The 26,923-nt window shown below is 59.8% G+C and carries 22 protein-coding genes; 14 read left to right on the top strand and 8 right to left on the bottom strand.

Annotated elements, in window-relative coordinates:
- The first annotated feature begins 13 nt into the window (after positions 1 to 13).
- The 10 genes from atpA to JFT81_RS23775 all read left to right on the top strand — a co-directional run bounded on the left by atpA (position 14) and on the right by JFT81_RS23775 (position 12,516).
- Complete coding sequence (gene atpA, locus JFT81_RS23820) at positions 14 to 1,558, top strand: F0F1 ATP synthase subunit alpha (protein WP_016984064.1); 1,545 nt, start codon at positions 14 to 16, stop codon at positions 1,556 to 1,558.
- A 50-nt stretch (positions 1,559 to 1,608) separates the two neighbouring features.
- Entirely contained in the window at positions 1,609 to 2,469 is an 861-nt protein-coding gene (gene atpG / locus JFT81_RS23815; protein WP_008084419.1) for a F0F1 ATP synthase subunit gamma, read from the top strand.
- Between the two features lie 27 nt (positions 2,470 to 2,496).
- Positions 2,497 to 3,876 (top strand): F0F1 ATP synthase subunit beta, encoded by a 1,380-nt coding sequence (gene atpD / locus JFT81_RS23810; RefSeq protein ID WP_016984062.1) that lies wholly within the window; start codon positions 2,497 to 2,499, stop codon positions 3,874 to 3,876.
- Positions 3,877 to 3,921: 45 nt separating this feature from the next.
- Positions 3,922 to 4,347: a F0F1 ATP synthase subunit epsilon gene (locus JFT81_RS23805; protein WP_093429554.1), complete on the top strand. Its 426-nt coding sequence runs from the start codon at positions 3,922 to 3,924 to the stop codon at positions 4,345 to 4,347.
- A 118-nt stretch (positions 4,348 to 4,465) separates the two neighbouring features.
- Positions 4,466 to 5,833, top strand: coding sequence for a bifunctional UDP-N-acetylglucosamine diphosphorylase/glucosamine-1-phosphate N-acetyltransferase GlmU (glmU, locus tag JFT81_RS23800; RefSeq protein ID WP_201229495.1), 1,368 nt, complete (start codon positions 4,466 to 4,468; stop codon positions 5,831 to 5,833).
- Positions 5,834 to 6,050: 217 nt separating this feature from the next.
- Positions 6,051 to 6,827: a DeoR family transcriptional regulator gene (locus tag JFT81_RS23795; RefSeq protein WP_201229493.1), complete on the top strand. Its 777-nt coding sequence runs from the start codon at positions 6,051 to 6,053 to the stop codon at positions 6,825 to 6,827.
- 2 nt (positions 6,828 to 6,829) lie between these two features.
- A complete protein-coding gene (gene glmS, locus JFT81_RS23790) occupies positions 6,830 to 8,662 on the top strand; it encodes a glutamine--fructose-6-phosphate transaminase (isomerizing) (RefSeq protein ID WP_201229491.1) in 1,833 nt (610 codons plus the stop codon).
- A 119-nt stretch (positions 8,663 to 8,781) separates the two neighbouring features.
- Complete coding sequence (locus tag JFT81_RS23785; protein WP_201229489.1) at positions 8,782 to 9,699, top strand: LysR family transcriptional regulator; 918 nt, start codon at positions 8,782 to 8,784, stop codon at positions 9,697 to 9,699.
- A 114-nt stretch (positions 9,700 to 9,813) separates the two neighbouring features.
- Complete coding sequence (locus JFT81_RS23780) at positions 9,814 to 10,440, top strand: glutathione S-transferase (RefSeq protein WP_201229487.1); 627 nt, start codon at positions 9,814 to 9,816, stop codon at positions 10,438 to 10,440.
- A gap of 45 nt (positions 10,441 to 10,485) precedes the next feature.
- On the top strand, positions 10,486 to 12,516 hold the full coding sequence (locus JFT81_RS23775; RefSeq protein ID WP_201229485.1) for a pyridoxamine 5'-phosphate oxidase family protein: 2,031 nt from the start codon (positions 10,486 to 10,488) through the stop codon (positions 12,514 to 12,516).
- A 90-nt stretch (positions 12,517 to 12,606) separates the two neighbouring features.
- Here the strand turns inward: JFT81_RS23775 and JFT81_RS23770 are convergent, their stop codons facing one another.
- Genes JFT81_RS23770 through JFT81_RS23735 form a run of 8 tightly spaced genes read right to left on the bottom strand, consistent with a single transcriptional unit; the run spans position 12,607 to position 21,595 of the window.
- Complete coding sequence (locus JFT81_RS23770) at positions 12,607 to 13,737, bottom strand: glycosyltransferase family 4 protein (RefSeq protein ID WP_201229483.1); 1,131 nt, start codon at positions 13,735 to 13,737, stop codon at positions 12,607 to 12,609.
- On the bottom strand, positions 13,738 to 14,868 hold the full coding sequence (locus JFT81_RS23765; protein WP_201229481.1) for a glycosyltransferase family 1 protein: 1,131 nt from the start codon (positions 14,866 to 14,868) through the stop codon (positions 13,738 to 13,740).
- Positions 14,852 to 16,219 carry a glycosyltransferase family 1 protein gene (locus JFT81_RS23760; RefSeq protein ID WP_201229478.1) on the bottom strand — a complete coding sequence of 456 codons (1,368 nt, stop codon included), beginning with the start codon at positions 16,217 to 16,219 and terminating at the stop codon, positions 14,852 to 14,854. The genes JFT81_RS23765 and JFT81_RS23760 overlap by 17 nt, the downstream gene beginning before the upstream one ends.
- Positions 16,216 to 17,469, bottom strand: a complete 1,254-nt coding sequence (locus tag JFT81_RS23755) for an ABC transporter ATP-binding protein (RefSeq protein ID WP_201229476.1) — start codon at positions 17,467 to 17,469, stop codon at positions 16,216 to 16,218. Before JFT81_RS23755 ends, JFT81_RS23760 begins: the two co-directional genes overlap by 4 nt.
- A complete protein-coding gene (locus tag JFT81_RS23750) occupies positions 17,469 to 18,266 on the bottom strand; it encodes an ABC transporter permease (protein WP_201229474.1) in 798 nt (265 codons plus the stop codon). Before JFT81_RS23750 ends, JFT81_RS23755 begins: the two co-directional genes overlap by 1 nt.
- Positions 18,267 to 19,709: a mannose-1-phosphate guanylyltransferase/mannose-6-phosphate isomerase gene (locus JFT81_RS23745; RefSeq protein WP_201229472.1), complete on the bottom strand. Its 1,443-nt coding sequence runs from the start codon at positions 19,707 to 19,709 to the stop codon at positions 18,267 to 18,269.
- Between the two features lie 3 nt (positions 19,710 to 19,712).
- On the bottom strand, positions 19,713 to 20,684 hold the full coding sequence (gmd, locus tag JFT81_RS23740) for a GDP-mannose 4,6-dehydratase (RefSeq protein WP_011336673.1): 972 nt from the start codon (positions 20,682 to 20,684) through the stop codon (positions 19,713 to 19,715).
- Complete coding sequence (locus tag JFT81_RS23735; protein WP_201229470.1) at positions 20,681 to 21,595, bottom strand: GDP-mannose 4,6-dehydratase; 915 nt, start codon at positions 21,593 to 21,595, stop codon at positions 20,681 to 20,683. Before JFT81_RS23735 ends, gmd begins: the two co-directional genes overlap by 4 nt.
- A 426-nt stretch (positions 21,596 to 22,021) precedes the next feature.
- Between JFT81_RS23735 and JFT81_RS23730 the strand changes: the two genes are divergently transcribed.
- Genes JFT81_RS23730 through JFT81_RS23715 form a run of 4 tightly spaced genes read left to right on the top strand, consistent with a single transcriptional unit; the run spans position 22,022 to position 26,878 of the window.
- Positions 22,022 to 23,599: a glycosyltransferase gene (locus JFT81_RS23730; protein ID WP_242485642.1), complete on the top strand. Its 1,578-nt coding sequence runs from the start codon at positions 22,022 to 22,024 to the stop codon at positions 23,597 to 23,599.
- The gene (locus tag JFT81_RS23725) at positions 23,593 to 24,894 is read left to right on the top strand and encodes a glycosyltransferase (protein ID WP_201229466.1); all 1,302 of its coding nucleotides are present in this window, start codon (positions 23,593 to 23,595) and stop codon (positions 24,892 to 24,894) included. The genes JFT81_RS23730 and JFT81_RS23725 overlap by 7 nt, the downstream gene beginning before the upstream one ends.
- The gene (locus JFT81_RS23720; RefSeq protein ID WP_201229464.1) at positions 24,891 to 26,045 is read left to right on the top strand and encodes an acyltransferase; all 1,155 of its coding nucleotides are present in this window, start codon (positions 24,891 to 24,893) and stop codon (positions 26,043 to 26,045) included. Before JFT81_RS23725 ends, JFT81_RS23720 begins: the two co-directional genes overlap by 4 nt.
- Positions 26,039 to 26,878 carry a class I SAM-dependent methyltransferase gene (locus JFT81_RS23715; RefSeq protein WP_201229462.1) on the top strand — a complete coding sequence of 280 codons (840 nt, stop codon included), beginning with the start codon at positions 26,039 to 26,041 and terminating at the stop codon, positions 26,876 to 26,878. Before JFT81_RS23720 ends, JFT81_RS23715 begins: the two co-directional genes overlap by 7 nt.
- Positions 26,879 to 26,923: the final 45 nt, after the last annotated feature.

Genomic DNA, 26,923 nt, shown 5'->3' with positions numbered 1-26,923 from the left:
GGGCAGCAGAGCAATGCAGCAACTCAATCCTTCCGAAATAAGTGAAATTATCAAGGGCCGCATCGACAAACTCGATGTGACCTCCCAAGCCCGTAACGAAGGCACTGTCGTCAGCGTATCTGACGGCATCGTGCGGATTCACGGTCTGGCCGACGTAATGTACGGCGAGATGATCGAGTTTCCGGGCGGCGTCTACGGTATGGCCCTCAACCTGGAGCAAGACTCCGTAGGTGCCGTTGTTTTGGGTGCTTACCAGTCTCTGGCTGAAGGCATGAGCGCCAAGTGCACCGGCCGCATCCTCGAAGTTCCTGTTGGTAAGGAACTGCTGGGTCGCGTTGTCGACGCACTGGGTAACCCTGTTGACGGCAAAGGTCCACTGGGCAACACCGAGACCGACGCGGTCGAGAAAGTTGCTCCAGGCGTGATCTGGCGTAAGTCGGTAGACCAGCCTGTACAGACTGGCTACAAGGCTGTCGATGCCATGATCCCTGTCGGCCGTGGCCAGCGTGAGCTGATCATCGGTGACCGTCAGATCGGTAAAACCGCTCTGGCGATCGACGCGATCATCAACCAGAAAGACAGCGGCATTTTCTGCGTCTACGTAGCAATCGGTCAGAAGCAATCGACCATCGCCAACGTGGTTCGCAAGCTGGAAGAAAACGGCGCCCTGGCCAACACGATCATCGTGGCTGCCAGTGCTTCGGAATCTCCTGCGCTGCAATTCCTGGCACCGTACTCCGGTTGCACCATGGGTGAATTCTTCCGCGACCGCGGTGAAGACGCGCTGATCGTTTATGACGATCTGTCCAAGCAAGCAGTGGCTTATCGCCAGATTTCCCTGCTGCTGCGCCGTCCACCAGGCCGTGAAGCTTACCCAGGCGACGTGTTCTATCTCCACTCCCGTCTGCTGGAGCGCGCATCCCGCGTTTCGGAAGAGTACGTAGAGAAGTTCACCAACGGCGCAGTGACCGGCAAAACCGGTTCCCTGACCGCACTGCCGATCATCGAAACCCAGGCTGGCGACGTTTCCGCGTTCGTTCCGACCAACGTGATTTCCATCACTGACGGTCAGATCTTCCTGGAATCGGCCATGTTCAACTCGGGCATCCGCCCAGCAGTGAACGCCGGTGTTTCGGTATCCCGTGTGGGTGGTGCCGCTCAGACCAAGATCATCAAGAAGCTCTCCGGTGGTATCCGTACCGCTCTGGCTCAGTACCGTGAACTGGCGGCATTCGCCCAGTTCGCTTCTGACCTGGACGAAGCGACCCGTAAGCAACTTGAGCATGGTCAGCGCGTTACCGAGCTGATGAAGCAGAAGCAATACGCACCAATGTCGATCGCTGACATGGCGCTGTCGCTGTATGCCGCTGAGCGTGGGTTCCTGACTGACATTGAAATCGCCAAGATCGGCAGCTTCGAACAAGCGCTGATTGCTTTCTTCAACCGCGATCACGCCGATTTGATGGCCAAGATCAACGTTAAAGGTGACTTCAATGACGAAATCGACGCTGGCATGAAAGCCGGTATCGAGAAGTTCAAGGCCACCCAAACCTGGTAAGCCGCAGCGGGAGCCGCGAGGCTCCCGCTTGCTAACCTGATAGGTGTTACATGGCAGGCGCAAAAGAGATTCGCAGTAAGATTGCGAGCATCAAAAGCACGCAAAAGATTACCAGCGCCATGGAAAAAGTGGCGGTCAGCAAAATGCGCAAGGCACAAATGCGCATGGCTGCTAGCCGTCCTTATGCGGAGCGTATCCGCCAGGTTATTGGGCATCTGGCCAACGCCAACCCGGAATACCGCCATCCGTTCATGATCGACCGCGCTATCAAGCGTGTCGGTTATGTCGTTGTGAGCAGTGACCGTGGTTTGTGCGGCGGCTTGAATACCAACCTGTTCAAGGCCCTGGTCAAGGACATGGCGGTAAACCGCGAAAACGGCGTCGAGATTGATCTGTGTGTCGTTGGTAGCAAGGGTGCGGCCTTTTTCCGTAACTTCGGCGGTAACGTCGTTGCAGCTATCAGCCACCTGGGTGAAGAGCCGTCGATCAATGATCTGATCGGCAGCGTCAAGGTGATGCTGGATGCCTACCTGGACGGCCGTATTGACCGCCTGTCCGTGGTGTCCAACAAGTTCATCAACACCATGACGCAACAGCCTACCGTGGAGCAGTTGATTCCATTGGTGGCGACCCCGGATCAGGATCTCAAGCACCACTGGGACTATCTCTACGAACCGGATGCCAAAGAGCTGCTTGACGGCTTGATGGTCCGTTACGTCGAGTCGCAGGTCTACCAGGCGGTGGTCGAGAACAACGCGGCTGAACAAGCTGCGCGGATGATCGCGATGAAGAACGCTACCGACAACGCCGGTGATTTGATCAGCGATTTGCAGCTGATCTACAACAAGGCGCGTCAGGCTGCGATCACCCAAGAGATCTCGGAAATCGTCGGCGGCGCTGCCGCGGTTTAACGGTTCAAATATTCAGAGGATCCAGCTATGAGTAGCGGACGTATCGTTCAAATCATCGGCGCCGTTATCGACGTGGAATTTCCACGCGACAGCGTACCGAGCATCTACAACGCTTTGAAAGTTAAAAGCGATGCCGGCACCACTCTGGAAGTTCAGCAACAGCTGGGCGACGGCGTGGTTCGTACCATTGCGATGGGTTCCACCGAGGGCTTGAAGCGCGGTCTGGAAGTTACCGATTCTGGCGCAGCCATTTCCGTACCGGTCGGTAAAGCGACCCTGGGCCGGATCATGGACGTCCTCGGTAACCCGATCGACGAAGCTGGCCCGATCGACACCGAAGAGCGCTGGGGCATTCACCGTCCAGCACCTTCGTTCGCTGAACAGGCAGGCGGCAACGACCTGCTGGAAACCGGCATCAAGGTTATCGACCTGGTTTGCCCGTTTGCCAAAGGCGGTAAAGTCGGTCTGTTCGGTGGTGCCGGTGTAGGCAAAACCGTAAACATGATGGAACTGATCCGTAACATCGCCATCGAGCACAGCGGTTATTCCGTGTTCGCCGGTGTGGGCGAGCGTACCCGTGAGGGTAACGACTTCTACCACGAGATGAAGGACTCCAACGTTCTGGACAAAGTGGCACTGGTTTACGGTCAGATGAACGAGCCGCCGGGTAACCGTCTGCGCGTAGCACTGACCGGCCTGACCATGGCCGAGAAGTTCCGTGACGAAGGTAACGACGTTCTGCTGTTCGTCGACAACATCTATCGTTACACCCTGGCCGGTACTGAAGTATCCGCACTGCTGGGCCGTATGCCTTCTGCAGTAGGTTACCAGCCGACTCTGGCTGAAGAGATGGGCGTTCTGCAAGAACGTATCACTTCGACCAAAGAAGGTTCGATCACCTCGATCCAAGCGGTATACGTACCTGCGGATGACTTGACCGACCCGTCGCCAGCGACCACCTTCGCCCACTTGGACGCCACTGTCGTTCTGTCCCGTGACATCGCCTCCCTGGGTATCTACCCAGCGGTAGATCCACTGGATTCGACTTCGCGCCAGCTGGACCCGAACGTAATCGGCCAGGACCACTACGACACCGCTCGCGGCGTTCAGTACGTTCTGCAACGTTACAAAGAGCTGAAGGACATCATCGCGATCCTGGGTATGGACGAGCTGTCGGAAGCCGACAAGCAGTTGGTAAACCGTGCTCGTAAGATCCAGCGCTTCTTGTCGCAGCCGTTCTTCGTGGCTGAAGTCTTCACCGGTGCTTCGGGTAAATACGTTTCCCTGAAAGACACCATTGCTGGCTTCAAAGGCATCCTCAACGGTGACTACGACCACCTGCCAGAACAAGCGTTCTACATGGTTGGCGGCATCGAAGAAGCGATCGAGAAAGCCAAGAAACTGTAATCCCGGCGCCCGGCAACGGGCGCTAATTTAGGTTGAGGCAATCAGATGGCTATGACAGTCCATTGCGATATCGTCAGCGCGGAAGGGGAAATCTTTTCCGGCCTGGTCGAGATGGTGATTGCGCACGGTGCACTGGGTGATCTTGGTATCGCTCTGGGTCACGCGCCGCTGATCACTAATCTCAAGCCGGGTCCGATCCGCCTGATCAAGCAAGGCGGGGAAGCCGAGGTGTTCTACATCTCCGGTGGTTTCCTCGAGGTTCAGCCGAACATGGTCAAGGTTCTTGCCGACACTGTGCAACGTGCTGCCGACCTGGATGAAGCCTCCGCTCAGCAAGCCGTTCAGGCTGCCGAGAAGGCATTGCATGAACGTGGCGCAGAGTTCGACTACGGAGCTGCGTCCGCACGTCTGGCCGAGGCTGCAGCTCAGCTGCGCACCGTCCAGCAGATCCGCAAGAAGTTTGGCGGTTAATCCGTCAGCCGCTTGTTGTGCGATTGATAAAAAAGGGTAGCCTCGGCTACCCTTTTTTCTATTCTGAATTCTACAAACCCGGTCGCAGTCGCTGACCACCCAGGATTGGTAGCCAGTCATGTCTCTCGAAATCGTTATCCTCGCGGCCGGTCAAGGCACTCGTATGCGTTCGGCCCTGCCGAAGGTGTTGCACCCGATTGCCGGCAATTCCATGTTGGGTCATGTTATCCACAGCGCCCGGCAACTTGATCCACAGCGCATCCATGTGGTCATCGGCCACGGAGCCGATGTGGTGCGTGAACGCCTGGCGGCCGACGATCTGAATTTCGTCTTGCAGGACAAACAACTGGGCACCGGTCACGCCACTGCTCAGGCGGTGCCGTTCATCACTGCCGACACCGTGTTGATCCTTTACGGTGATGTGCCGCTGATCGAAGTCGAAACGCTGCAACGCCTGCTCAAACAGGTCGTTCCTGGTCAGATGGGCTTGCTCACCGTTGAACTGGACGATCCAACAGGTTACGGCCGCATCGTTCGTGACGCGCACGGTAAGGTCACCGCCATCGTTGAGCATAAAGATGCCAGCGAAGTGCAACGCGCAATCACTGAAGGCAACACCGGCATTCTTGCGGTACCGGCCAATCGGCTGGCCGACTGGATGAGCCGGCTGTCGAACAACAATGCTCAGGGCGAGTACTACCTGACCGACGTGATCGAAATGGCGGTCAACGATGGTCTGGTGGTGGCCACCGAGCAACCGCATGACGCGATGGAAGTGCAGGGGGCCAACGATCGCAAGCAACTCTCCGAGCTGGAGCGTCATTACCAGTTGCGCGCTGGCCGCCGTTTGATGGCCCAAGGCGTCACCCTGCGTGATCCGGCGCGCTTCGATGTGCGTGGCGAAGTGACCGTTGGTCGCGATGTGCTCATCGACATCAACGTGATTCTCGAGGGTAACGTTGTCATCGAGGACGACGTGGTGATCGGGCCGAACTGCGTAATCAAGGACAGCACGCTGCGCAAAGGCGTGGTGATCAAGGCCAACAGTCATATCGAAGGCGCGGTTCTGGGCGAGGGCAGCGATGCCGGCCCGTTTGCGCGTCTGCGTCCGGGCACCGTGCTCGAAGCACGCGCGCATGTGGGTAACTTTGTTGAGCTGAAAAATGCCCACATGGGTGAAGGCGCCAAGGCTGGGCACCTGACGTATCTGGGCGATGCCGAAATCGGTGCGCGCACCAACATCGGCGCGGGCACCATCACCTGCAACTACGATGGCGCCAACAAGTGGAAAACCGTGTTGGGCGCGGACGTGTTCATTGGCTCCAATAACTCATTGGTAGCGCCTGTGGATATCTCCGACGGTGCAACCACGGCTGCCGGATCGACGATTACGCAGAATGTGGATAACGCACAGTTGGCGGTCGGCCGTGCGCGGCAGAAGAACATAGACGGCTGGAAGCGACCGGAGAAAATCAAGAAGAGTTGAGTTATACACAGGCCGTTCGATAGCCATCGCGGGCAAGCCCGCTCCCACAAGGTTTTGTGTTGAAGCACAGTTCTTCAACACACAGTGAATCCAGGTGGGAGCGGGCTTGCCCGCGATGCTTTTATCCACAGATATTTTTTGCATCATCCGCTTGACGATTTTGGGCCGATAGGTTTTGATTGCTTCCGTTATCTTTCGAATCGAAACTTAGGTCGTCATGTCGAAACGCAATACTCCCCAGCGCCGTCACAACATCCTCGCCTTGCTCAATGAGCAGGGCGAAGTCAGTGTGGACGAACTGGCCAAGCGCTTCGAAACCTCCGAAGTTACGATTCGCAAGGATCTTGCTGCGCTTGAGAGTCATGGTCTGCTGCTGCGTCGTTACGGCGGGGCAATCACCATGCCGCAGGAACTGGTCGCGGAAACCGCGCAGAGTGTTTCCAAATACAAACAGGCGATTGCCCGTGCAGCGGTGAAGCGCATCCGCGAGCACGCCCGCATCATCATCGACAGCGGCAGCACCACCGCCGCGATGATTCCCGAGCTCGGTCAACAGCCGGGCCTGGTGGTGATGACCAACTCCCTGCACGTTGCCAATGCCCTGAGCGAACTTGAGCACGAACCGGTGTTGTTGATGACCGGCGGCACCTGGGATCCGCATTCGGAATCCTTTCAGGGCCAGGTCGCCGAGCAAGTACTACGCTCTTACGACTTCGATCAGTTGTTCATCGGCGCCGATGGCATCGATCTGGTACGCGGCACCACGACCTTCAATGAACTGCTCGGTTTGAGCCGGGTCATGGCGGACGTGGCGCGAGAAGTCATCGTCATGGTCGAGGCCGACAAGATCGGCCGCAAGATTCCCAATCTGGAGCTGCCATGGAGCAGCGTCCATACCCTAATTACCGATGATCGCCTGCCTCTTGAGGCCCGCGATCAGATTCAGGCCCGCGGTATCAACTTGATTTGTGCGGCTGTCAGTCAGGAGAAATAAGCATGTGTGGAATTGTCGGCGCAGTGGCTGAACGTAACATCACCGCCATTTTGCTCGAAGGCCTCAAGCGCCTCGAGTACCGTGGCTATGACAGCGCGGGTGTGGCGGTTTACACCAACGAGGAAACCCTCGAGCGCATGCGTCGTCCGGGCAAGGTCAGTGAACTCGAAGCCGCATTGGCCGAGCATCCACTGGTCGGTCGTCTCGGCATTGCCCACACCCGCTGGGCCACCCACGGCGCGCCGTGCGAACGTAACGCCCACCCGCATTTCTCCGGCGACATCGCCGTGGTGCACAACGGCATCATCGAAAACCACGAAGCTTTGCGTGAACAACTGAAAGCGCTGGGTTACGTGTTCACGTCGGACACCGACACTGAAGTCATCGCCCACCTGCTCAACCACAAACTCAAGGATCAGCCAGACCTGACCGTCGCACTCAAAGCGACCGTCAAGGAACTGCACGGTGCCTACGGCTTGGCCGTGATCAACGCCAAGCAACCTGATCGTCTGGTTGCCGCCCGCAGTGGCAGCCCGTTGGTGATCGGCCTGGGTCTGGGCGAGAACTTCCTAGCGTCCGACCAACTGGCGTTGCGTCAGGTTACTGACCGCTTCATGTACCTGGAAGAGGGCGATATCGCCGAAATTTGCCGCGATAACGTGCAGATCTGGGATGTCGATGGCAAATCTGTCGAGCGCCAGACCGTGCAATACACCGACGGTGCGGAAGCCGCCGACAAAGGTGAATTCCGTCACTACATGCTCAAGGAAATCCACGAGCAACCGGCCGTTGTACAGCGCACCCTCGAAGGTCGCCTGAGCAACGATCAAGTGCTGGTTCAAGCCTTCGGCCCACAAGCCGCCGAGCTGTTCGCCAAAGTCCGTAACGTGCAGATCGTCGCCTGCGGCACCAGCTACCACGCCGGCATGGTCGCCCGTTACTGGCTGGAAGAACTGGCCGGCATTCCGTGCCAGGTCGAAGTCGCCAGCGAATTCCGTTACCGCAAAGTGGTGGTGCAGCCGGACACCCTGTTCGTGACCATCTCGCAGTCCGGCGAAACTGCCGACACCCTGGCCGCCCTGCGCAACGCCAAAGAGCTGGGCTTCCTCGCCAGCCTGGCGATCTGCAACGTCGGCATCAGCTCGCTGGTGCGCGAATCCGACCTGACCCTGCTGACCCAGGCCGGCCGCGAAATCGGCGTTGCTTCGACCAAAGCCTTCACCACGCAACTGGTTGGCCTGTTGCTGCTGACCCTGTCGCTTGGCCAGGTTCGCGGCACCTTGGCCAAAGGCGTAGAAGCCACATTGGTCGAAGAACTGCGTCGCCTGCCAACCCGCCTCGGCGAAGCGCTGGCGATGGACAGCACCGTGGAAAAAATCGCCGAACTGTTCGCCGAGAAAAACCACACCCTGTTCCTTGGTCGCGGTGCGCAGTTCCCGGTAGCGATGGAAGGTGCCTTGAAACTCAAGGAAATCTCCTACATCCACGCCGAAGCCTATCCGGCCGGCGAGTTGAAACACGGCCCGCTGGCGCTTGTGGATAACGACATGCCAGTGGTCACCGTTGCGCCAAACAACGAGCTGCTGGAAAAGCTCAAGTCCAACCTGCAGGAAGTCCGCGCCCGTGGCGGCGAACTGATCGTCTTCGCCGACGAGAAAGCCGGGATGACCAACGGCGAAGGCACTCACGTGGTGCAGATGCCGCATATCCACGACATCCTCTCGCCGATCCTCTACACGATCCCGCTGCAGTTGCTGTCGTACTACGTTGCTGTGCTGAAAGGCACGGACGTGGATCAGCCGCGTAATTTGGCGAAGTCGGTGACCGTGGAATAAGTTATCCACCGTTGATATGACCGAAGAGATCGCAGCCTTCGGCAGCCCCTACAGGTGCAACACGAGGCCCATGTAGGAGCTGCCGGAGGCTGCGATCTTTTGATTTTGGGGATGAGCCCATGGACCGCTTCCAGGAAATGCATATCTTCACCACCGTTGCTCAAGAGCAAGGCTTCTCCTCGGCCGCTCGGCGCTTGGGTTTGTCCGCTGCAAGTGTGACGCGGGCGGTGGCGGCGCTGGAGCTGCGCATCGGTACGCATCTGCTGGTGCGCACGACGCGCAGCGTACATCTCACTGAGGCCGGTCAGCGTTTTCTGGAGGATTGCCGGAGGATTCTCGCCGAGGTGCAGGAAGCTGAGGATTCGGCGGCGGGCAGTCATACCGAGCCGCGTGGGCAATTGACGGTGACGGCGCCGGTGCTGTTCGGCGAGTTATTTGTCACGCCGGTGATGGCGGGTTATCTGGCGCAATATCCGGACGTTTCGATCAACGCCCTGCTGCTTGATCGGGTGGTGAGCATGGTCGAGGAGGGCATTGATGTCGCGGTGCGCATTGGTGAATTGCCGGACAGCAACCAGCATGCGATTCGGGTGGGCGAGGTGCGCCGGGTTGTTTGTGGTTCGCCGCAATACCTCGACGAACATGGTCGACCGAATCATCCACAGGCATTGGCCGGCGCACCCGTGGTGGCGACTTCGTCGATTGGCCAGCAGCGCAGTTGGTTATTTCTTGATCAGGGTCAGCCGCTGAGCGTGAAGCCCGAACCGCGGCTGGTGGTGACGGCCAATCAATCGGCGATCACCGCTGCCTGCATGGGCGTGGGTCTGACCCGAGTGTTGTCTTATCAGGTGGCTAGCAAGGTGGCTGCCGGTGAGCTGGAAATTGTCCTCGCCGAATATGAATTGCCGCCCCTGCCGATCCATATTGTTTATCAGGGTGGGCGCAAGGCGCCGGTGCGGGTTCGCAGCTTTGTCGATTTCGCCGTGAGTGCCTTGCGTGAGCATCCTGCGTTGAAACATGCGGCGCTATTGCGCTAAATGAAATAATCGATTGCGATTTTTGGTCATTCTGTAGTTTTCGCGATAGGTGGAAGATGACGGCCATCGGCGCTGTCATTCCCGCAACGGCGCCCCTGTTCAGCGGAGTCGACCATGCAAGCGATCAAACTCTACAACTTCCCACGCTCTGGCCACGCTCATCGGGTGGAGTTGATGCTGTCCCTGCTGCAATTGCCGACCGAACTGATTTTCGTAGACCTGGCGAAAGGTGAGCACAAGCAGCCGGCGTATCTGGCGATCAACAGTTTCGGCCAGGTGCCGGCGATTGATGACGGCGGCGTGGTGCTGGCCGATTCCAATGCGATTCTGGTGTATCTGGCGCAAAAATACGGCCACGGTCGCTGGTTGCCGGCTGACCCGGTGGGCGCGGCACGGGTGCAGCGCTGGTTGTCGGCAGCGGCCGGGCCGATTGCATTCGGGCCTGCTGCTGCGCGGTTGGTCACGGTGTTTGGTGCACAGTTGAATGCTGATGAAGCCATTACCCGTGCACACAACCTGCTCAAGGTGATGGATCAGGAGTTGGGCAAAACCCCGTACCTGGTCGGCGAAGAACCGAGCATCGCCGACGTCTCCGCCTACAGTTACATCGCCCACGCGCCGGAAGGCAACGTGTCGCTGGACGACTACGACAACGTTCGCGCCTGGTTGGCCCGCGTCGAAGCCTTGCCCGGTTTTGTCGGCATGCCGCGCACCGTCGCCGGTCTGCAAACCACCGCCTGATTTTCGCAATCCACACTGTGCCGTCGGCGCAGGGGAGAGGTCGTGATGGAACGTTCACCATGGCACGCTGGCGAACGACAGTTGCAGGCGCAGGTCGGGGTTGCCGAACGTATGGAAGCCTTCGGGCGCAAGGTGATTCGTACCTGGATGCCGGACCAGCACCGCGAGTTCTATCAGCAATTGCCCTTCCTGCTGTACGGCGCCGTTGATACGGATGGGCTGCCGTGGGCCAGCGTGCTTGAAGGCGCGCCGGGGTTCGCCCGTTCGCCGGACCCTGAGCATCTGCATTTCGCCAGCCAGGTCGCGGCTGATGATCCGGCGCAACTGCGCGATGGTGAGCCGATCGGTTTGCTCGGCATCGAGTTGCACACCCGCCGGCGCAATCGCCTCAACGGCCATGTCGGTCATCTGAACGCTCACGGTTTTGAGGTGAGCGTGGATCAGGCGTTCGGTAATTGCCCGCAATACATCCAGCTGCGCCAGTTTCAGCGTGTGCCACTGACGGATCCGCTGAGCCGCCCGGCTGAGCATCTGAACGGTCTCGATGACGCCGCCACCGCGCTGATCGCGGGTGCCGACACGTTCTTCGTTGCCAGTTACGTCGATGTCGATGGCCAACGTGCAGTGGATGTTTCCCACCGTGGTGGCCAGGCCGGTTTCGTACGGGTGCAAGGCAATCGTCTGACCATCCCTGACTTCGCCGGCAACCTGCACTTCAATACCCTCGGCAATCTGCTGCTCAATCCCAAGGCCGGCTTGCTGTTCATCGACTTTTCCACAGGCGATTTGCTGCAACTCAGTGGGCGCACCGAGATCCTTCTCGACGATCCGCAGATCGAAGCGTTTCAAGGCGCGGAACGGCTGTGGACATTTGACGTCGAGAAACTGGTGCGGCGCCCGGCGGCATTGGCGTTGCGCTGGCGCTTTGACGGCATGTCGCCGACCAGCCTGTTGACCGGCAACTGGGCCGAAGCGGATGCGCGTCTGCAGGCGCAGGCACTGGGCAACCAATGGCGGCCGCTGCGCGTAGCGAAGATTGAAGCGGAAAGTCGCAGCATCCGTTCGATCTACCTGGAGCCCGCCGATGGCGCCGGTTTGCCGGTGTTTCTGGCGGGGCAGCATTTGCCACTGCGTTTCACGATTGATGGCGAGGTGCACATCCGCACCTATAGCCTGTCGAGCGCACCATCCGATGGTTTTTACCGGATCAGCGTGAAGCGCGAAGGCCTGATTTCATCGCACTTGCATGAGCAGATCCGCGTTGGCGATGTGCTGGAAGCGCGGGCGCCGCAGGGGCATTTCACCGTGGCGCCGCTGGAGCACAGACCGTTGGTGCTGCTGGCCGCCGGCGTGGGAATCACGCCGCTGCTGTCGATGCTGCGCGAGGTGGTGTATCAAGGCTTACGCACGCGCGGGATTCGTCCGACGGTGTTGCTACAGAGTTCGCGCAGCCTGGCGGATCAGCCGTTTCGCAAGGAGCTGGATCGTCTGCTCGAAACGGCAGGCGACTCGGTGCGAGTCCTGCGGTTGCTCAGCCAGCCTGAGGCCGATCTGCGAGAAGGTGAGGATTTTGATCTGCTGGGCCGAATTGATAGCACGGTGCTGAGGAACCTGCTGGAGGCCGAGGATTTTGATCAGCTCGATTTCGTGCTCTGTGGCCCCGGTGGTTTTACCCAGGGGCTGTACGACATCTTGCGTGAACTGGATGTGCGCGATGCGCAGATTCATGCGGAAACCTTTGGCCCGTCGACGTTGAAACGTCAGGCCGACCCGGACGCCATCGTCATCGAACAACCGCCCGCAGCGACCAATTCGGTCCCCGTGGTGTTCGAGCGCTCGGCCAAGGAAGCACGCTGGCAACCGGACGGCGGCAGTTTGCTGGAGCTGGCGGAAAGCCGCGGATTGCGCCCGGAATTCAGTTGCCGTGGCGGCTCATGCGGCACCTGCAAGGCCCGACTGATCAGCGGCGCTGTGAATTATCCACAGCCTCCGGCGGATATCCCGGAAGCGGGCCATGTGCTGATCTGCTGCGCCGTCCCGGCACAAAGCCCCCAACCCCTGATCCTCGATCTGTAACCCGCCCCCTGTAGGAGCTGCCGCAGGCTGCGATCTTTTGCTGTTGTTTTTAACAGACAAGGTCAAAAGATCGGGCGATTCGGGTTCGAATCAGGCGTAGGACAGGTCTTTCTCTTCCAGCAGTTCCTGATACAGCTCCGTCCACTTGCGGCCCATGTCGTCGGCTGTGAATAACTGCCGATAACGGGCTTCAGCCTTCGCGCCCATCGCCGCGGCGCGCATCGGGTCTTCCCACAGCGTGCGCATTGCCTCGCGAAAGGCCTGTGGATGACTGGGCGGCACCACCAATCCGGTTTCATTGTGGATATTGATGTAGCTGGTGCCGGTACCGATCTCGCTGGAGATCATCGGTTTGCCGTACATCGCGCCTTCTAGCAGGGAAATACCGAACGCTTCCGAGCGCAGGTGTGACGGAAAGACAATGGCGTAGCTCAGTTGCAGCAGCGCAACCTTGTCCTCATCGCCCAAACGCCCGAGGAAGTGAATGTTGCGCAGGCCCAGCGCTTGCGCCTGCGCATGCAGTTCCAGCTCCAGTGGCCCGGCACCGACGATAACGACGGGATAGTCCACATCTTTCAGCGCCTCGAGCAGAATGTGCAGGCCTTTGTAGTAACGCATCACCCCGACAAACAGAAAGAACTTATCCCCAAGCTGTTGGCGCCAGCGGTTCATCCGTTCGGCGTCCGGCTGTGGATAACCGGCCTTGTTCAAGCCGTAAGGAATCACCCGGGTCTTGTCCTGGAACTGCTGCAACACATCGCTGGTGTGCAGGTAGTTCGGCGAAGCGGCAACGATGCGGTCGGCGCTGGCGAGGAAGCGGTTCATCAGCGGACGGTAGAGTTTGAGCAGGTGTTTCTGGCGGATGATGTCCGAGTGGTAGGTGACCACGCTGGGTTTGTTCGTGGCGCTGGCGAAGTGCACCAGGTCCATGAACGGCCACGGGAAGTGGTAATTGACCACGTCGGCTTCGGCGGCCAATTCACGAAACTGCTTGAACACGCTCCAGGAAAAACCGGTGGAGGCGAATTGAATGTCGAGTTTGGCTCGATGCACTTCGTGTTGCCCGAGTTGCACCACGGGCGGTGTCGGGTCGGTGCTGAGGGTCAGAACCTGGCCGTCGATACCGTGCTGGGCGCCGCTTTCGCACAGTTGGAAAATCACTTGTTCGATGCCGCCCACCGAGTCAGGCAGGTACGTCTTGAAAAAATGAAGAACTCGCATTCAACCTCCCATGGCCTGGCGGTAGGCACCGGCCGTGGCCTGTGCACAACGTTCCCAGGAAAAAAGCCGTGATTGCTGCAACCCGGCTTCTTGGCATGCCTGCCAATGCACTTGATCGTCGATCAGTCGGCTCATTGCATCACGCAAGCCTTCCGCATCGTCAGCTTCAATATAGTTGCCGGCAGCGCCAGCCACCTCCGGCATGGCCGAAGAGTGTGTGAGCACCACCGGTGTGCCGCTGGCCATCGCCTCCAGAACCGGCAGACCAAAACCTTCATACAGCGACGGAAAAATCAGCGCCCGGGCGCCGGCCAACAGCTGCGCCACCTGTTCATCGGGCAAATAGCCGAGCAGACACACATGCCCGCTGGCCAGCGCTTGCCGTAAAGGCTCGCTGAACTGCTCGCGTTCCCAGCCAGCCATGCCGACGATCAGCAGCGGGAAGCGCTCGCGCACGGCTTCTGGCAGCAGGGCGTGGGCACGTAGAGCCAGACTCAGGTTCTTGCGCGGTTCCAGCGTACCGACGCAGAGGAAATATTCGCGCGCTGCCACCGCGTGTGCCTTGAGTACCGCATCGATGGCGTTCGCCTCGCGCGGATGAAAACGTTCGGCGACGCCCAGTGGCGCGACGACAAAACGCTGCGCAGGCAAGGCGAAATAGGCCTGAGCTTCGTCGGCAATCGCCTGCGAGTCGGTGAGAATTACCTGCGCCTGCTGCACTCCCACGGCCAATCGACGCTCGATTTCCTTGAGCCGTGCCGGCGGCTGAGTGTCGGGGAAATGCAGGTGCGTGAGGTCGTGCAGGGTGATCACGGTCGGGCCGTCGAAGGCCAGCGGCCACAGGCTCGGTTCGTGATACAGGTCGATACCTTGCGCGCGGCCCTGATCAAAGCGTTTCTGCTCCAGCCAGCGGCGGGCCTGATAAGCCCCGGGAATCTGCCGTAACAGTGGCGTCAGGCGCGAATAACCGGGCATGGCCGCTTCCGGCAGTGCCGAACTCCAGCCCCAGCCGTGGAACAGTGTCACGTCTACGTCGGGCTCGTAGCGCAATGCATTCACCAGTTCGGCGACATAGTGGCCGATGCCGGTGCGCGGCGCCTGGAGGATGCGTGCGTTAAGGGCAATGCGCATATTGCCTCGCTGGCGCCAATGGCGCTCCCTGAATATTGCGCACGCTGCGTTCGGCCAGTTGCAGGCTGGCTTCGCGCCAGCTGATCCACTGCCAGTCAGCGACATCGCGGGCGGCCGGGAACTCACCGCTGCGCTGAAATTGGTTGATCAGGTCGGCAAGGCTTTGTGGATCCTGCAGGTCGAAGTAGGCCATGAACTCGCCGCCAATTTCGCGAAACACCGCGATATCGCTGCCCATTGCCGGCAAGCCACGCTGCATGGCCTCCACCAATGGCAAACCAAAGCCTTCGACGAACGAGGGGAACACCAGCGCACTGGCATGGGCGTAAGCGTGTTCCAGGCTGGTGTCGCTGAGGTCGTTGAACATGAACAAGCGCTGGTTCAGTTCGGGGTGATTGCGCACACGGGCGAGCAGCGCCTCGCATTTCCAGCCGACCCGCCCGGCAATGCACAGTCGCGCCGTTGAGCCGGCAGCCCAGGCGCGTTCGAAGGCGTCGAGCAGGTACGCGTGGTTCTTGCGCGGCTCGATGGTGCTGACCATCAGCAACACCGGCTCAGGTGTGGCGAACAAAGACTTGAGGCGCGGTTCGACTGTCGCGTGGCTGTTGTGCAGATCGAGTTCGCTACCCAGGTGAAAGAAGTCGAACCAACGCTTATCGGTCTGCTCAGTACCGATGCGCCGCTGCAGTTCTTCGCGCACCTGATCCCGCACCGTGGCAGAAATCGCCATGTAGCCATCGGCCGTGCGGGTGATCCAGTCGAACCACTCGCTGAAAACCTCGACCAGACGCGTGTCGTAAAACTGTGGGTGAGTCAGCGGGATCAGGTCGTAGATCACCGCAATCACGCCGACGCCATCACGTTTGAGACGCTCGACGTGGGCAAAAAAATCCGAGTGCCAGGACGAATCCAGCAGCACCAGTTGATCGCCCGGCTGATGTTGCAGTGGTGAACAGCGCTTGAGCAGTTGGGTGTGGTTGATGGCGCCAATCAGCCGTAACGGTAAACCGAATACCGCGAATGACGTCAGGCGATAGGCAACATACAGCCCGCGTCGCGCCAGTTTCGAGGTGCTCCGGATGTCGAGGCGCTGATGCCCTTGCCAGAATCGATGGGCGAGGCGTTGCAGGCGTTCGCCAAACGTCGCCAGGGCATTGAACAGTGGGGTGTCGAGCGGCGCGAGGTGCTGCACGCGATAGAGTTGGCCGCCGATCAGGATCACCGGCATGCATTCGACGTCTTCGGCGCTGGCGGGCAATTGCTTGATGACGTTGCGCACCACGCGTTGAATCCCCGAGTTGACCGTCGGGTGTTTGAACACATGGGTGCATTCGACGAGCAAACGAGTCATGGCGCGCGCTCGACATGCCGGGCCTCGGTGTCGCGAGTAATGGTGGTTTTGGCGTTGAGCCAGGAACAGCCGACAAAATTTTCCTGACGGTTGTTGATGACATGGAACACCAGGCCGTAATCGCGCCATTCGAAATTGCGATCGAGGTGAGAGTCCAGACGCGACAGGCTCAGCGACACCGAATAATTGCCTTTGCCCAGACCCATGACGAAGGCGAAGCGATAGGTGAAACGTTCGCCGGCGTGCAGCTCGGTCAGTGCCTTGTTCAGCCGATGAGTGTTGATCCCGTACATCATCTGACCCAAGCGATCCTTGAGGATAAAGCCCAGCACCAGCCGTTCGATGTCCTTGCGCACTTCGACCTGGACTTCGAGTACCACCGACTGGCCGACTTCGGCGGCGTCGATGCTCTGATCATTTTCATCAAGCAGGCGCACGCCGAGAATCGCCGCTTCACCGGTGCCGGACACCGTTTGCACTTCGCCGCCGGCGAGCATTTCCTGGCGCACGATCTGGCCTTCGCGTTCGGCCATCAAGGCGTTGTAATAATCGAGCACGACCTCGGGCTTGTCGTACATGGCCATGCGGCCATCCTTGAGCAGGATCGCCGAGTCGCAGATCGACTGTATCGCCGAGCGGTCGTGGGACACGATCAGCAAGGTAGTGCCGGATTTGCGGAAGCTGCGGATGCGTTCGAAGCTCTTGTGCTGGAAGTAGGCGTCACCCACCGACAACGCTTCGTCGACGATAAGAATGTCCGGGCGCCGAGCCGTGGCGACGCTGAACGCCAGGCGCATCTGCATGCCACTGGAATAGGTGCGTACCGGATGGTCGATGGCCTCACCGATCTCGGCGAAGTGTTCGATATCGGGCATCAGCGCTTCGACTTCTTCAAGCTGCATGCCCAGCAGCTGGCCGGCCATGATCGCGTTCTGGCGCCCGGTAAAGTCAGGGTGAAAACCCATGCCCAGTTCCAGCAGTGCCGCCACGCGACCTTGCAGTTCGATCTTGCCGCTGGTCGGCTGGGTGGTGCCGGTGATCATCTTCAGCAAGGTGCTTTTGCCGGCCCCGTTGGCGCCGACGATGCCCACGGCTTCTCCGGGGGCGATTTCGAATTCGACGTCTTGCAGCACCCAGTGCTGGCGATGGCGGATAGGCGAAAACGGGATCAGCCACTCGGCCAGTCGGCTCCAGCGGTTGGGGTATTGTTTGTAGGCCTTGCTCAGGCCGGTGACGCGAATATGCCCCATCAGAGTTCATCCACCATTTCGCCGACGCGCTGGCGAAACAGCCGCAGACCGATCAGACAAAACAGCACGGCCGTGACGAAAATCGGCAGCAGCGAGCTCCAGACCGGCCACTGACCGTAGAGAAACAGGTTTTGGTAACTGCTGAACAGGTTGGTCAGCGGGTTGAGTTGCAGCAGGCGCTGCACCCATTCCGGCAGGATCGTGATCGGGTAAACGATCGGCGTCAGCCAGAACCAGAACTGCAGGCAGATGCCAAATAGCTGACCGACATCGCGGAAGAACACGTTCAAGACGCCGAGCACCATGCCCAGCCCGGCGCAGAACATCATTTGCACCGCTATCAAGGGAATCAGCGCCAGCAGCGCCATGCCCGGCCAGCGCCCGGTGACCAGCAGAAAGCCCAGAAACAGCGCGATGATGATCGCGAAGTTGATCGCGGCATTGCACAGCACGATGACCGGCAGGCAAATCCGCGGGAAGCTGATTTTCTTCAGCAGGTTGGCGTTTTCCAGAAACATGTTCTGGCTGCGCAAGGTGATTTCCGAGAACAACCCCCACGCCAGCAACCCGGCGCAGAGGTAAACGCTGTAGGCCATGCTGTCGTCTACGCCCGGTAACCGGGCGCGCATGATGTGGGAAAAGATCACGGTGTAAACGACGATCATCGACAGCGGGTTGAAGATCGGCCACAAAGCACCGAACAGCGAATTGCGGTAACGCGCTTGGAACTCTCGCTGCACGCTACCGAGGATGAAACCCCGATAGCCATGCAACGAGCGGCACAGAGAAAGCAGCATCTAAACCGTCCTGCCGTAGTGGTCTTCGAAGCGAACGATGTCGTCCTCTCCCAGGTATTCGCCGCTTTGCACTTCGATGATCACCAGATCGATCACCCCGGGGTTTTCCAGGCGATGCTTGTGGCCGGCGGCGATGAAGGTCGATTCGTTCTTGGCCACCAGTGTCGTGCCGGTGCCGTTGTTGGTGACCTTGGCCATGCCTTCGACCACCACCCAGTGTTCGTTGCGGTGGTGATGCATTTGCAGGGACAGCTTGCCACCGGGTTTGACCACGATGCGTTTGATCTTGAAACGCGGGCCTTCTTCGAGAACCGTGTAAGTCCCCCAAGGGCGGCTGACGGTGCGATGCAGTCGATAGGCTTCGTGGGATTTGTCCTTGAGTTGCTTGGCCACCCGGCGCACATCCTGCGCACGGTCGGCGTGGGCCACCAGCACGGCGTCGGCAGTGTCGACGATGATCAGGTTATCCACACCGACGGTGGCCACCAGCCGGCCCTCGCTCTGCACAAAGTTGTTGTGGCTGTCGATGAAGATCGCTTCGCCGCTGGCGCGGTTGTTGTCGGCATCGGCCGGGACCAGTGCCGCGACAGCGCCCCAGGAGCCGATATCGCTCCAGTCGAAACCGGCCGGCACCACGACGACTTTTTCCGAACGCTCCATCAACGCGTAGTCGATGGAGATGTCGGTGATTTCAGCGAACAGTGCTGGTGACAGTTCCTGTTGCAGGCAGCCGACGGTTTCGATTGGCGCACTGACGGCCATGCAGGCGCGGGTCTGCTCAAGCAACTCGGTCGCGTGCAGTTGCAACTCGGCAATCACCGTCGCCGTGGTGAAGCAGAACATCCCCGAATTCCACAGGAAGTTGCCGCTCTCCAGATAATGGGTGGCGGTTTGCAGATCGGGTTTCTCGACGAAGCGCTGCACTTTCGCCGCGCCTTTGGCGTCCAGCGGTGCGCCGGTTTCGATGTAGCCGAAGCCGGTTTCCGGGGCCGTCGGCAGTACGCCGAAGGTCACCAGATAACCGTCTTTGGCCAGGTTGACCGCGTGCTCGACGGCACTTTTCAGTGCGTCCTGATTAACGATCAAATGATCGGCCGGCATCACCACCATGATTGCGTCGTCGCCATGCAGCGCTTGCAACGACAGGGCGGCGGCGGCGATGGCCGGCGCGGTGTTGCGCCCGGTCGGCTCGAGCAGGAAATGCCCGCGATGGCGCGATACGTGGGCGGCGCAATAGTGATCCTTGCTCTGGAAGTAGTACTCGCGGTTGGTCACCGTGACAATGTCGCCCCAGCCGTCCAGCAGCGCGGCGGCACGCTGATAGGTTTTGCCGAGCAGCGACTGGCCGTCGGGCAGGGTCATGAACGGCTTGGGGTGGCCCTCGCGGGACACCGGCCACAAACGGGTGCCGGCACCGCCGGACAGAATCACGGGGATCAGCATGGCCTACTCCTTGGCGACGCGTTTCATGTCCGCATCCATCATCATGCGGATCAAGGTATCCAGGTCGGTTTTCGGCTTCCAGCCCAGCACACGCTGGGCCTTGGCCGGATTACCGAGCAGCACTTCAACTTCGGCCGGGCGGAAAAACGCCGGGTCGATCTTCACGTAATCGCGGTAGTTGAGGCCGACGTGATCGAAGGCGATACGGCACATTTCGCGCACCGTGGTGGTGACGCCAGTGGCGACCACAAAATCATCAGGCTTGTCCTGTTGCAGCATCAGCCACATGGCTTCGACGTAATCGCCGGCAAATCCCCAGTCACGTTTGGCGTCGATGTTGCCCAGGGCCAGCTCCTGCTGTTTGCCCTGCTTGATGCGGGCGGCGGCGTCGGTGACTTTGCGGGTGACGAACTCGATGCCGCGCAGCGGTGATTCGTGGTTGAAGAGGATGCCGCTGCTGGCGTGCAGGTTGAAGCTTTCGCGGTAGTTGACGGTGATCCAGTGGCCGTACAGCTTCGCCACGCCGTAAGGGCTGCGCGGGTAGAACGGAGTGTTCTCGTCCTGCTGCTCGGCCTGGATCAAGCCAAACATTTCGCTGGTCGAGGCCTGATAGAAGCGCGTGTGCGGGCTGAACTGGCGGATCGCTTCGAGCAGATGGGTAACGCCCAGGCCGTCGACGATGCCGGTGGTCACCGGTTGATCCCACGAGGCGGCGACAAAGCTTTGCGCGGCGAGGTTATAGACCTCGTCCGGCGCCGACTTGATGACAGCACGCTGCACCGAGCAGGCATCGGCCATGTCTCCGTCCAGATAGACGATGTCGGCTTCGACGCCCATCTCGCGCAGGCGCCAGCGCGAATCGCTGCTGCGCCGTGCGACGAGGCCGTGAACCTTGTAGCCCTTGTCGAGCAACAACTTGGCCAGATACGCGCCGTCCTGGCCGGTGATCCCTGTGATCAGTGCACTTTTTGTCATTCTTGTCGTACTCGCGTCTCCCAGTCGGACAGGATCGCCCGCAGGGATTGTTGTGTTGTGATTTGCGGCGTCCATCCTGTGGTCTGGGTCAGCCTGGCGTGGCTGCCGCAAACGCGACGCTGATCGGCGCGGCGCATGCGCGCCGGGTCCTGAACCAGTTGCATCTCGACCTCTGCCAGATCGCCGAGCTGCTCGATCAAACTGCGGATGCTCTGCTCGCGGCCTGAACAGATGTTGTAGACCTGCCCTGCGGTGCCTTTTTCCAGCAGGGCGAAATAGGCCGAGATCACATCGCCGACATCGAGAAAATCCCGTGTCACGTCGATATCGCCGACTTCCAGCTGCGGTGCTTGCAGGCCCTGTTTGATGCGATTGATCTGGCGCGCGGCACTGGCAATGACAAAGCTTTGGTTTTGTCCGCTGCCGATGTGATTGAACGGGCGCGCAACGAGTACCGGCCAGCTTTCGCTGAGGCCCCATTGCAGGCTGAGAAATTCCGCCGAGAGTTTGCTCACCGCGTACGGGTTGCGCGGGCAGGGCGCTTGTTGCTCGGTGATTGGCAGGTGGCTTTCGCTGACCTGCCCGTAGACGTCACCGGAGCTGACGTACAGGAACGTGCCGGCAAAACCCCGCGCCTTGAGCGCTTGCAACAGGTTGAGAGTGCCGAGCAGATTGATCTCGAGCGTACGCGCCGGATCGCGGAAGGCTTCGGGGACAAAAGTCTGTCCGGCCAGATGAATGACCGCATCAGGCAGTTGCGGCCACAGGTCGATAAGGCTATGCGGATCCGTGAGGTCGTAAGGCGAAGCGGCAGGCAGCAGCTCCCACGACGAATCAGGCAACGCCAGACGCGACTGAATATGGTGTCCCACGAATCCACTGAGACCCGTGACGAACAGACGCTTTTTCAAACAGCGACCCCTTGGTCTTGAACTTGCGCCACTTTCCCACAGGCTTTGAGGGAAGGTCTGTCAGACCGGAAGAAAACCGGTTGAAAGACAGGCGAAGTCAGTTGTTGTATTTGTTTGTTGCCAATCTGTGCCAATTGCTCGGCAATTTCAACAGGCCAAACCGTGACTGGTCAGTTCTCGTTAGCGTAGTCCGATTTATTCTCGCCGGGCGGTTCACGAACCCTCAACGGATGTGTTTAGAATGCGCCTTGTCGTCAAATCCCGGGGGTTGTCACCGGGACTGCGACGCAGGGTGAAACCGACCACTAAAACAAGAACGAAGACGTACCCGATGACGAAGGACGAGTGCCGGCCCTGGCAACCCGATCCACCGCACGGCCGTCATAGCATGAAGGTGCCGGGATGGCAGCTTCATCGTGGGATGCCATGAATTTCATTCTTTACTCGGACGTCAACGACACCTCCATCAGCCAGAGTCTCGGGCGTCCCGAATACAGTTATTACTTCGTGCTCAAGGCTTATCGCCCGGTGCTGGAAAGCCTTGGACGGGTGCACGTGGTTTCGTCTGCGGCCGACGTTGATCCGCTGTATCGGCAACTGCTCGCCGCGGGCGAAGAAAGCCTGTTCCTGTCGTTCTCCCCGCCGCAGAAAACCCCGATCGACCTCGAATGCCCAACCCTGTGCGTGGTGGCATGGGAGTTCGATTCGATTCCTGACGAGCAGTGGGACAACGATCCGCGTCAGGACTGGACGCAAATGCTTGCCCGTCAGGGACGGGTTATCACGCTGTCGAGCCACACCGCCCGAGCGATTCGGCGGGCGATGGGGGAAGACTTTCCGGTGTTGGTATTGCCGACGCCGCTGTGGGAAAACTTCGCCGCGATTCGTCAGCAGCAGGTCAGTGCAGCGATCAACCCGGGCACTTCGCTGGCGATCAAGGGCTGCATTTTCGATACGCGCACCCTCGGCCTCTGCGCCGATGCGCTGATTCCGGCGCCGCTCACGCCTGAACAGGAAGCCGCGCTGGCCGCCGAAATCGAAGCCGCGCGCCCGCCACCGTTGACCCTCAAACGCCGCTTCGTCATTGCCCGACATTACCTGCGGCTGTGGGCGCGGAACCCGGGGCACGAGCAGGCAGAACCAGTGCCGCGGGTGAAATTTCTGCAGAACTGGTATTGGGAAGGCATTCGCGACCTGGTGCCGGATACCCTCCATGGCCGGCTCGAACAACGCCTGCCAGCGGTGTGTGGCGCACTGCCGGTGCCGGTGGTCGAACCGCTGCCACTGGATCTGCCGGACACCACCTCGGTGGTCGAAACCACGGTCGAGGGTGTGGTCTACGTCAGCGTGTTCAACCCCAAGGATGGCCGCAAGAACTGGCATCAGTTGATCACTGCGTTCTGCTGGGCGTTTCGCGAAACGGGCGACGCGACACTGGTGCTGAAGATTACCCAGAACGATCTGGCGGCCTACTACAGCGAGTTGATGACATTGCTCGCGCAGCTCACGCCGTTCGCCTGTCGGGTAGTGGTGATGCACGGTTACCTCGACGATGCGCAATACGCCGGGCTCTATCGGGCGGCTAGTTTCTATGTGAATGCTTCGCGCTGCGAAGGGCTGTGCCTGCCGTTGATGGAGTTCATGTCCAGCGGCAAACCGGTGATCGCCCCTGACCACACGGCGATGGAAGATTACATCGATGACTCGGTGGCCTTCGTGGTCAAGTCCAGCGAAGAGCTGACGATCTGGCCACAGGACCGGCGCCTCATCTACCGCACCGTGCGCTACCGCCCGGACTGGGGCTCGCTGAAAAACGCCTATGAAAGCAGCTACCGCATGGCCAAAACCCAGCAGCAGGATTATCAGCAACTGTGCGCTGCCGCCGTCGAGCGCATGCACGATTACTGCGCTTTTGCGCCGGTGCAGAAACGTCTGGCGGATTTTTTCGGGCTGGTACCCAAGGCTGTCGATGCTGCGCCTGTGACGGATAACGCCTCATGCTGATCATCATTCATTCAGAAACCAACCAGCACACCATCGCGCAAAATCTCGGGCGTTCGGAGTACAGCTATTACTTCGTGCTCAAGGAGTATCGCCCGGTGCTCGAGCGTCTCGGGCGGGTGGTGGAGGTGCTTGATCCGCAGGCTGAAGTCGATGCGTTGTACCTGGAGTGTCTGGGTCGTGGCGAGCCGTGCGTGTTCCTGTCGTTCTCGCCGCCACACCGTACGCCGATGCACCTGGCGTGTCCGACCTTGCCGGTGTTTGCGTGGGAATTCAGCACCATCCCCAACGAGCCGTTTGCCGGCGAACCGCGTAACGACTGGCGCACAGTGCTGGCAGCCTGCGGCGCGGCCATTACCCACTCCAATTACACGGTCAACGCCGTGCGCGAGGCGATGACGGAAGATTACCCGATCGTCGCGGTACCGGCGCCGGTGTGGGATCGCTTTGCCGCGCGCGGCGCACAGTTGCAGGGACAGACCACGACGGGGCCGCTGCGCCTGAAGATCAAAGGCTTGGTGGCGGACAGTCGAACGCTTGAGCTGAATGCGTTCGGCCCGGCGGATCTGCGCAGTGGCACCGGCATTGACTTCACTGCACCGCTTACCGAGCAAGAGCTGGTGCTCGACGGTGTGGTGTACACCTCGGTGTTTAACCCCGGTGACGGACGCAAGAACTGGCAAGACATGGTCAGCGCATTCTGTGTCTGTTTTCGCGACGTCGAAGACGCCACGCTGGTGCTTAAACTCACTCATCACGATGCCGAAGAAGCGCTGAGTGACATCCTCCATCATTTGTACAAAAACCAGTCCTATTGCTGCCGCATCGTGCTGATCTACGGCTACCTCGCCGACGCGGATTACGAGCGGCTGGTCCAGGCCACCCGGTACGTGGTGAACACCTCGTACGGCGAAGGTCAGTGCCTGCCGCTGATGGAATTCATGTCATGTGGCAAACCGGCAGTGGCGCCGCGCACGACGGCGATGATCGATTACCTGAGCGCCGACAACGCGTTCCTGATCGAGTCCACCGATGAGCTCACGGCATGGCCGCACGACCCGCGCCGGGCCTTCCGCACCTTGCGTTACGTGACCAACTGGGCTTCGCTGTGCGACGCCTATAAAGCCAGTTATGCGGTGGCGAAAAACCAGCCAGCGCGTTACGCACAGATGTCGGCGCAAGCCGTCAGCAGCCTGCGAGGCTTCTGCAGTCAGGCCGTGGCCGAACAGCGTTTGCAGGTTTTCCTCGGGCAATTGTTCGAGCAGCGCAGGGCCGCCATGGAAACCCCTGAAGCATGAGCAGCAAGCGGATCATGGACGTTGAAGTCCTGCGCGCCATTGCCGTGCTGGGCGTGCTGCTCCATCACCTGCAGGGCAGCCTGTTCACCGATCCGGTACCGTTGCTGGAGAAGATTCATGGCGTGGCGCAGTCGTGGTGGGGCGTTGATCTGTTTTTCGCGATCTCCGGATTTGTCATCGCCCGCAGCCTGATCCCGACACTGCGGGGTTGCATGACCCGGCAGGAGTATTGGCAGCAGACGCGTAATTTCTGGCTGCGCCGGGCGTTTCGCTTGCTGCCTTCGGCCTGGTTATGGCTGGCACTGATGCTGCTGGCCTGCGTGTTTCTCAATCGCTCCGGGGCGTTCGGATCGCTGTCTGCCAACCTGCAAGCGACGCTCGCAGGGGTGTTCCAGTACGCCAACTTGCGCTTTGCCGACAGCTTCTTTCATTACGAATACGGCAGCAGTTTTGTCTATTGGAGCCTGGCGCTGGAGGAGCAGTTTTATCTGCTGTTCCCGCTACTGATTCTGCTGTTTCGTCGACATCTGGTCTGGGCGCTGCTGGCGCTGGTCGCGGTGCAGATTCTGACCGTGCGCACACCGTTGCTGATGGTGGTGCGTACTGATGCCTTGGCCCTTGGCGTGCTGTTGGCAATGTGGAGCGTGCAGCCGAGTTATTTACGCTGGCAGCCGAGTTTTTTGCGCCGCCCGTGGGCAGGTTTGTCGACGTTGCTGGTGATCGGATTGCTCTTGAGCTTTATCGCCACCGACCGTTTCACTCTCGCCAACTACCGCATCGGTTCGATTGCCGTTCTCAGCGCCGTGCTGGTGTGGATCGCGTCATACAACCGCGATTACCTGATGCCCGCCGGCGCGTTGCAGCGCTCGCTGGCGTGGGTTGGCAGTCGTTCCTACGGCATTTATCTGATCCACATTCCGGCCTATCAACTGGTACGAGAACTGATCTTCCGTTTACAAAGCGCCGGTTTGCCGAGCCCGGCCGGACATCCAGTCGTCACGCTGCTGCTGGCGTTCGGCCTGATCGTGCTGCTCAGCGAACTGAATTACCGCTTGATCGAAATGCCCATGCGCAACCGTGGCGCTGCACTGGTTAAACGCCTCGGCACGTCCCGAACCGCCGTCCCATCCCCTGGAGCCACCTCATGCTGAGATTGTTGAAGAAACTCACGGCGGGCACGCCTGCACCGGCACCCGCACAGCCGGTTGCGACGGTTGCCGAGAAGACCGATCCGTACATGCTCGGCCTCTACGATGCGAAGCTCAGCGGCTGGTTCAATCAGGAGACCAACGAGCTGTTCAAAGGCTTTGAGATAACCGCCGAGGACACCGTGCTCGATGTGGGCTGCGGTGACGGCGGCAACGTGAGTTTTTGCGGCATGCGTGGGGCGAAAATCATCATTGCCGACATCGATGCGGCCAAGGTCGAAGCGACCCGCCTGCGCCTGAGCGACACCCCGGCGCGGGACGTCGAATGCCACGTCACGGACTGCAACCCGCTGCCGATTGCCGACGCCACGGCGACGCGCGTGGTCTCCACCGAAGTCATCGAACACGTCGACGATCCCGCGCAGTTTCTTGCAGAACTGGTGCGCGTCGGCAAACCGGGTGCTTTGTACCTGTTGAGCGTGCCGCACCCAAGCTCCGAAGATTTGCAGAAAGACATCGCCTCGCCCGAGTACTTCCAGAAGCCGAACCACATTCGCATCATCAGCGAAGAGCAGTTCAAAGCGATGGTCAGCGACGCGGGGCTGGAGATCATCAGTCACAACCAATACGGGTTTTACTGGTCGATGTGGATGCTGCTGTTCTGGGAAGCCAAGGTCGATTTCAGCAACCCCGATCACCCGTTGCTCAATCACTGGGCCGACACCTGGCAAACAGTGCTGGACTCGCCGCGTGGCGCGCAGATCAAGCAGGCGCTGGATGCGGTCGTCGCGAAAAGCCAAGTGATCATTGCTCGCAAACCCGCGGTAGCCATGTAGGAGCTGCGGCACGCTGCGATCTTTCGATCCCGATTTTCAAAACAA

It is taken from the genome of Pseudomonas sp. TH43 (genome assembly GCF_016650635.1).
GTDB lineage: Bacteria > Pseudomonadota > Gammaproteobacteria > Pseudomonadales > Pseudomonadaceae > Aquipseudomonas.
This window is presented reverse-complemented; position numbering and strand designations above follow the sequence as displayed.

What these genes read in the sequence shown, in the direction of transcription:
- JFT81_RS23805 (WP_093429554.1), top strand. Translation starts at nt 3,922, where the DNA reads ATGGCTATGACAGTCCATTGCGATATCGTCAGCGCGGAAGGGGAAATC.
- JFT81_RS23725 (WP_201229466.1), top strand. Translation starts at nt 23,593, where the DNA reads ATGCTGATCATCATTCATTCAGAAACCAACCAGCACACCATCGCGCAA.
- JFT81_RS23765 (WP_201229481.1), bottom strand. Translation starts at nt 14,868, where the DNA reads ATGCGCATTGCCCTTAACGCACGCATCCTCCAGGCGCCGCGCACCGGC.
- glmU (WP_201229495.1), top strand. Translation starts at nt 4,466, where the DNA reads ATGTCTCTCGAAATCGTTATCCTCGCGGCCGGTCAAGGCACTCGTATG.
- gmd (WP_011336673.1), bottom strand. Translation starts at nt 20,684, where the DNA reads ATGACAAAAAGTGCACTGATCACAGGGATCACCGGCCAGGACGGCGCG.
- JFT81_RS23750 (WP_201229474.1), bottom strand. Translation starts at nt 18,266, where the DNA reads ATGCTGCTTTCTCTGTGCCGCTCGTTGCATGGCTATCGGGGTTTCATC.
- JFT81_RS23755 (WP_201229476.1), bottom strand. Translation starts at nt 17,469, where the DNA reads ATGGGGCATATTCGCGTCACCGGCCTGAGCAAGGCCTACAAACAATAC.
- JFT81_RS23730 (WP_242485642.1), top strand. Translation starts at nt 22,022, where the DNA reads ATGAATTTCATTCTTTACTCGGACGTCAACGACACCTCCATCAGCCAG.
- atpG (WP_008084419.1), top strand. Translation starts at nt 1,609, where the DNA reads ATGGCAGGCGCAAAAGAGATTCGCAGTAAGATTGCGAGCATCAAAAGC.
- atpA (WP_016984064.1), top strand. Translation starts at nt 14, where the DNA reads ATGCAGCAACTCAATCCTTCCGAAATAAGTGAAATTATCAAGGGCCGC.
- JFT81_RS23720 (WP_201229464.1), top strand. Translation starts at nt 24,891, where the DNA reads ATGAGCAGCAAGCGGATCATGGACGTTGAAGTCCTGCGCGCCATTGCC.
- JFT81_RS23795 (WP_201229493.1), top strand. Translation starts at nt 6,051, where the DNA reads ATGTCGAAACGCAATACTCCCCAGCGCCGTCACAACATCCTCGCCTTG.
- JFT81_RS23760 (WP_201229478.1), bottom strand. Translation starts at nt 16,219, where the DNA reads ATGACTCGTTTGCTCGTCGAATGCACCCATGTGTTCAAACACCCGACG.
- glmS (WP_201229491.1), top strand. Translation starts at nt 6,830, where the DNA reads ATGTGTGGAATTGTCGGCGCAGTGGCTGAACGTAACATCACCGCCATT.
- JFT81_RS23775 (WP_201229485.1), top strand. Translation starts at nt 10,486, where the DNA reads ATGGAACGTTCACCATGGCACGCTGGCGAACGACAGTTGCAGGCGCAG.
- atpD (WP_016984062.1), top strand. Translation starts at nt 2,497, where the DNA reads ATGAGTAGCGGACGTATCGTTCAAATCATCGGCGCCGTTATCGACGTG.
- JFT81_RS23745 (WP_201229472.1), bottom strand. Translation starts at nt 19,709, where the DNA reads ATGCTGATCCCCGTGATTCTGTCCGGCGGTGCCGGCACCCGTTTGTGG.
- JFT81_RS23715 (WP_201229462.1), top strand. Translation starts at nt 26,039, where the DNA reads ATGCTGAGATTGTTGAAGAAACTCACGGCGGGCACGCCTGCACCGGCA.
- JFT81_RS23780 (WP_201229487.1), top strand. Translation starts at nt 9,814, where the DNA reads ATGCAAGCGATCAAACTCTACAACTTCCCACGCTCTGGCCACGCTCAT.
- JFT81_RS23785 (WP_201229489.1), top strand. Translation starts at nt 8,782, where the DNA reads ATGGACCGCTTCCAGGAAATGCATATCTTCACCACCGTTGCTCAAGAG.
- JFT81_RS23770 (WP_201229483.1), bottom strand. Translation starts at nt 13,737, where the DNA reads ATGCGAGTTCTTCATTTTTTCAAGACGTACCTGCCTGACTCGGTGGGC.